Origin of the sequence: Plectonema radiosum NIES-515 (genome assembly GCF_025753815.1) — a bacterium.
GTDB classification, from domain to species: domain Bacteria; phylum Cyanobacteriota; class Cyanobacteriia; order Cyanobacteriales; family Nostocaceae; genus Hassallia; species Hassallia radiosum_A.
This window is the reverse complement of sequence record NZ_JAOWRF010000328.1, coordinates 1-5,727: the sequence shown is the minus strand read 5'-3', so window position 1 is coordinate 5,727 and position 5,727 is coordinate 1. Positions and strand designations below refer to the sequence as shown.

The window sequence follows — 5,727 nt, the reverse complement described above, 5'->3', positions numbered from 1 at the left end:
CTTTGAAGGTGCTGACTACAGCTTGGACTGTGGAATATAGAACATCCTAATTATTATCAGCGATCGCGCGGTCTTTCAGCCAAGGGAGGGTGTCGGGGTCATCTTTGAAGTTGCTGGCTAAAGCTTGGACTGCTGCACATCGCACATCCTCATTATTATCAGCGATCGCGCGGTCTTTGAGCCAAGGGAGGGTGTCGGGGTCATCTTTGAAGTTGCTGACTAAAGCTTCGACTGCTGCACGTCGCACATCCTCATCATTATCAGCGATCGCGCGGTCTTTGAGCTCCTTAACTAATTTATCAGCCGTTGACGCAATTACCGAACGGTTTCTCACCTCTACAAGACATTTCACCGCTAAAAACAAATTGATGAAATCTTCCTCTTCACCATCTAGCTTTATTAAATACTCAATAATCTCACCTGCAAATTTAGGCTCAATCATCCCGACAATTAGCTGTAACACTTCATGCCAAGTTTCATCTTGCCAGTGTTTGCCAAAAACTTCACTCTTCAATCCCTCAATAGTCAGCGATCGCGTCTTCTCAAACTGCCAGACAAACTCCCAAGCACAGAAATATTCTAAAAACGTCCGATGCACAAAGGCATAATAATCTGCACCGAGGAAACACAACATAAAGTTGCGAGTCCGTAGTTGATTAATCATCACCTTGGCAGCTTCTCTCGGTTTATCAAACTCTATAGTCTTCAGATAATCCGTTAAAATCTTCTCTAAATCACTTGCACTAATCAAGTTGCCTGCCAAACCTTTCTCACTGGTTTGCATATCATAAGCAACCTGACGCAGCATCCCTTGCTTATCTTTATAATCAATCGTTTTCGGATCTAATCTTTTATCTTCGATTAAAGCGCGTTCCACATCCCATTGATGCAATAATACCCGCGATGCTTGATTATAAAGTTCTGCTCTATCTCGCGGCAATTCTTGATTCCGATTAAGTATTGCCATCATCGTCAGCAGCAGAGGATTACCCGCTAATTCGGCAATAGATTCTGAAGTTGCAATTCCTCTTTCTAGTCGTTCCCGTTTTCTCAGTTTATCCGCTTCATCTTTAAAGGTTAAATCATGCCAACACTTAATAAAATCTTGAATTTGTTCAGCTTCTAAATCTTGTAATATGAAATGCCGAAACTCAGCATCTCGCAATCGTTGCGCTTTGTAGCCAATCACGCGAGAAGTTACAATCACCTGCACATTCGGATACTCATTTGTGAAGCGATGAATATCGGTAATTACATCTTCTCGCTTACCGGGGTCGAAGACTTCATCTAAACCATCAAACATCACCAAGGCTCTACCAGCTAAAAGCTGTTCGTGCAGTTGATGTTGATTCAAATGAGAAATTGCACCGCTACATTTATGGAAAAATTCCAGAAAATTATGACACTCCTTATCCTCTCGTCGTCGCATATAAGTGCGTAACTCAATTAGCAAAGGTATCCGCAGTGAGATAACATTATCCAGGGGTGAATTTGCCCAATTCAAAGCGAGAAATTGCAACAATGTAGACTTACCCGAACCCGGATCGCCCAAAATGACGATATATTTATAAGTCCGTTTCTCATTGACAATATCTAATACCGAACGTATGGCTTGTTCAAAATAAACTCGTTTATGTCGTTCTAATTCTTCCTCTTCAACTTCTGCCTCTAGTTGGTTGCTTTCTCGCAGTCGTCTTAAATGTTCTTTAGGCAGTTCGTGAACTTGTGGTAATACTTGATTAGCTTCTTTGACATTTTGAGCGATAAAGATTTTCCATAACTTAAGTTCGTTATATGCGTAACCAGTAGTATCCAAATTATCTAACTTCAGATTCCCATAGCGTTCGCGAATTGCTTCTTGATACTTTTCCAAATCAAACTGAGGAATAATCCCCGCTGTTTCTTTTGTGTGGTTTACGATTTCTTGCAAATTATGGGAATTAAGAATCTCTCGCAGTTCATCAACTTCGAGAATAATCTCTTTAACTTTTTGTAAATACTTTTTGCCTATTGTTTTCCAGTTAAAATCATCTGAGCGATTAAGCTGATGACGCCAAATTTGTTGTAATTTATTTGTGTCTATAGCTTGACAGTCATGCTTAAAGGCACTGCCTAAAATTTGTTTGACTTCTGGATTGTCAATGAAATGCTTTATCGATTGCGTATAGTTTTTGATATAATCTTTTGAAAATCCACCATATTCTAAATCTTCCTGCATCAGTTGCACAAATTCTGCTAGTGCCATAACTTCAGCTTTCTGAAGCGGTTCTCGTTTGAAGGGTGCGGTTACGGCATTATTGAAGATACTTTTGAAAAAATCTTTAGCGTAGTCTTTGACTAAATCTTTTACAAAGTCTTTGCTGATAATAGTCTCGACGAGAAATCCAAATGCTTTTGTAGCTATCTTTGCAGTTATCCAGACAGTGAGCGATTCAACTATCATGCTGGTGTCTCCTTAGATTTGGACTACGAGTATACACACCAGCTTAATGAATGTTTCCGAATTTATGGATAGAAATATTATGCCCTCAGGCACCGAAGCCTGGGGCTATACGAACAAAGCCCACCTGCGTGGGCTAAAAGGCTTATTTTTCCGTAGTCCGCGCAGGTGGACTTTGTTTATGTAGCCGCGATTTTAATCGTCGGGTTTCTATGAATCGCTATGAAATGGTTTTTCTTACCCACTACCGCGAACGATAAGCAATGCGGAGACTTTGCACTAAGATGAGGAGGGATGCGATCGCCATTAATCCACCCCAAAACCAGTAAGGTAATAATAAACGCTGTTGTATTTGCGCTGTATCTGAAAGTCCTAAGGGACCAGCACTATAGCTAAATAAATAATCAAGTTGATGATAAGTACTTACACAAGCTTGGACACCGAGAAATTGAATTGTAAATCCTTGTAACCAATGGGGAGCTTTAAATCCGATCGCTAAAATAATTAAACCTAGTAGGGGAATTGCGATTAATCCAAAAAGCGATCGCACCCAAATTAAGGTTGAAAGCAGTAAAAAACCACCTAAAATTTTTAAACTGAGGGTTGCGGTTTTGAAACTACGGGAAGCCAAAATTAAAGCAGATCCAGCGATCGGTGGTCCCATTGGTCCTGCTGCTGCTACTAGTGCTGGTCCAATCGGTCCCAAAGCCAAGGATATGGTATTAGTTGCGACACCTGAACCATCGCCAAAAATCTCTAATTTCCGAAATTGTCCTCCTAAAAGCAGTGCCATCAAGCCGTGACTCATTTCGTGAAACCAAGTTGCCAGGATCGTAAATGGGTATAAAATATAATCGCCTGCGGGAAATTGCCACAAGACAATGGTGGCGATCGCTGCTGCAATTAGCCAGTTAAGCCCCATACGGTCAAACGGGGCTTCATTTTTGAGCACGGGTTCAAAATCTTTCCAACGTTCGCTCATGGGTCACTTTCCTTTCTGTTATTACCTAACTGCAAAAGTGTACTTTCATCCATGCTAACTGTCTGTTGGAGGTGTTTTCTATTTCTTGATGAAAGAGTTGCTCTTAGTCAGCGTTTTAACGCGCTTGGTGGGCAATAGACATAGGAGTAGAAATAATCATGGGTTGTCCGAAACCCTTGTAGAGACGTAGCACTGCTACGTCTCTACGTCTTTTTTCAACCAGGAGTCCTAAAAGATGGGGATTTTACGCGACTAAAGTGTCCAGTATTAATAAGCGAGGTTAAGATATTTGAAACAGGAATGTTACCATGTCTCCTTTACCCAGGCTAATGCGATCGCCTGGTCGCAAGCGGTGTCGATTTCCTGGTAACAATGGCAAATTATTAATATAAGTGCCATTAGAACTGCCTACATCTTCGATATAGTGGGCGTCTCCCTCGATGCGAATATCTGCATGAATCCGTGATACAATTTCCGAACCTGTAAATCCTGATACGTCTATATCGGGGGGAATGCGGTCATTTTGCTTGCCGATATGAATCACAGAAAGACTTTGGGGTAATTCAATTTCTCTATCGCTTTGGACGTGAATTAACCGCGCTGTTACCTGCTGTAATTGGGTTCTGGCGACAGTTACTGCGGGTGCTGCCACAGGTTCTGGGGTGGGTGCCATCGCTTCCTCCATCGGTGCTGTTACGGGTTCTGGTGGTGGAGATGCGATCGTTGTCGATGGTGCTGTTGGGATGCTGGTTTCTGGGGGTGTTGCCACCACTGTTGGTGGTAAAGGTGAGGGAGCAGCTTGGGAGTTGGTAGTTCCGCCGTTTTCCAAGGGGTCTGGTTGTAAAAGTTCTAACAGAGGGTCAGGGGTGGCTGACGGCTGTACTTCCAAGGGAATTTCCGGCGCGACGGTTGGGGCAACTGCTGCGGCTGCGGTAGCGTGCAGGTTATAACCGCACTGACCGCAGAAAGCGGCATCTGCTTGTACGGTTGCTCCACAGCTGGGACAGTTACTAGTCGCTGGTAACGGAGTGTAACAAGCTTCACATTGGACAGCACCGTCAGGATTGGGGTGATTGCAGTTAGGGCAGACGATCATCGATTTAAGCCTTTGTTCAAGATCATCGTAAAATAATGCTGGCAAGCAGAGAAAAATCCGCTCTCAAGGAATAGGAATAAAGCGATCGCTTTTGATTTTACCAATTACTTACTGAAGGATGAAGTGTCAGCAGAATCGTATAAAACAACACGAATGTTATTTTATCAATAATTCAGTTTTTCCGGAGCCAGAATGAGCGAATGAATTCGGTGCGATGCGAATCAATGGGTTTAAGACACCCGCCGACGATACAGGCGGTCTACATCATGCCAGTATAAAACTTCACTTGTATTGCATTCTGAAGGACTGAATTCTGTTTCATTCTTCATCGTTGTTTAAGTTCGCTACCTGCTGCCGCATCCAGTAGCCACCAAAGTTCTCCTTGGGGTTGAATTAAGCGAGATGGATAAGTAAAATCCGAGGCATTGGGTGCGAAAACTTGAGCTAAAGCTGGACGTTTATTAGCGCCGGCGACGACAAACATAACGCAACGAGCAGCATTGATGAATGGGTATGTGAAGGTTATGCGCTGACTTGTGTCTTTGTTGCCCACAGTAATTAAGCGATCGCTTACTTTTAACGCTTCTGTATGCGGAAACAAAGATGCGGTATGTGCATCATCACCCATCCCTAGCAATATTACATCCAAAGAAGGAAATTCTCCAGGCGTTGCCTGAAAAAATTCTTGTAGATGCTTTTCATACTTAGCTGCTGACACCGCTGGATCGCCATCGAGAGTCGGTGTAGGGTGAATATTCGTTGCTGGGATATCAACGCGATCTAGCCACGCACGACGTGCCATCAGTTCGTTGCTATCGGGGTGATCTGATGGGACATAACGTTCATCTCCCCAAAAGACATGAATTTTATCCCAAGGGAGTTTTTGATTAGCGATCGCTTCGTACAACGGCTTCGGTGTGCTACCCCCAGATAAAGCGATCGTAAACCGTCCCCGAAGGAGAATAGCAGTTTCCAGCTTAGATAAAATCAATTCAAGCGATCGCGCTATTAGCGCTGCCTGATCCGATAAAACTTCAATTTTTTTGCTCATGACTTCATCCTCACGTTGCCGGCTTATGTGCAATACAATAGCGAAATTTTGACAATCCTCCTTTTTACCTTTTGAAACTCTTAACATCATGACGGCACATTGGGCACGCTCGCATTGGGCACGCTCGCATTGGGAATAGAAAAAAATTGTCCCCCTGC

The 5,727-nt window shown here is 43.1% G+C and carries 4 protein-coding genes; all 4 read right to left on the bottom strand.

What is annotated here, in order from left to right:
• Window positions 1–46: 46 nt before the first annotated feature.
• Window positions 47–2,443: an NACHT domain-containing protein gene (locus OGM63_RS23240; protein WP_263748040.1), complete on the bottom strand. Its 2,397-nt coding sequence runs from the start codon at window positions 2,441–2,443 to the stop codon at window positions 47–49.
• A 241-nt stretch (window positions 2,444–2,684) separates the two neighbouring features.
• Complete coding sequence (locus OGM63_RS23235; protein ID WP_263748039.1) at window positions 2,685–3,422, bottom strand: M50 family metallopeptidase; 738 nt, start codon at window positions 3,420–3,422, stop codon at window positions 2,685–2,687.
• Window positions 3,423–3,702: 280 nt separating this feature from the next.
• Entirely contained in the window at window positions 3,703–4,518 is an 816-nt protein-coding gene (locus OGM63_RS23230) for a double zinc ribbon and FHA domain-containing protein (protein ID WP_263748038.1), read from the bottom strand.
• Between the two features lie 325 nt (window positions 4,519–4,843).
• Window positions 4,844–5,569, bottom strand: a complete 726-nt coding sequence (gene pgl / locus OGM63_RS23225; RefSeq protein WP_263748037.1) for a 6-phosphogluconolactonase — start codon at window positions 5,567–5,569, stop codon at window positions 4,844–4,846.
• Window positions 5,570–5,727 lie beyond the last annotated feature (158 nt).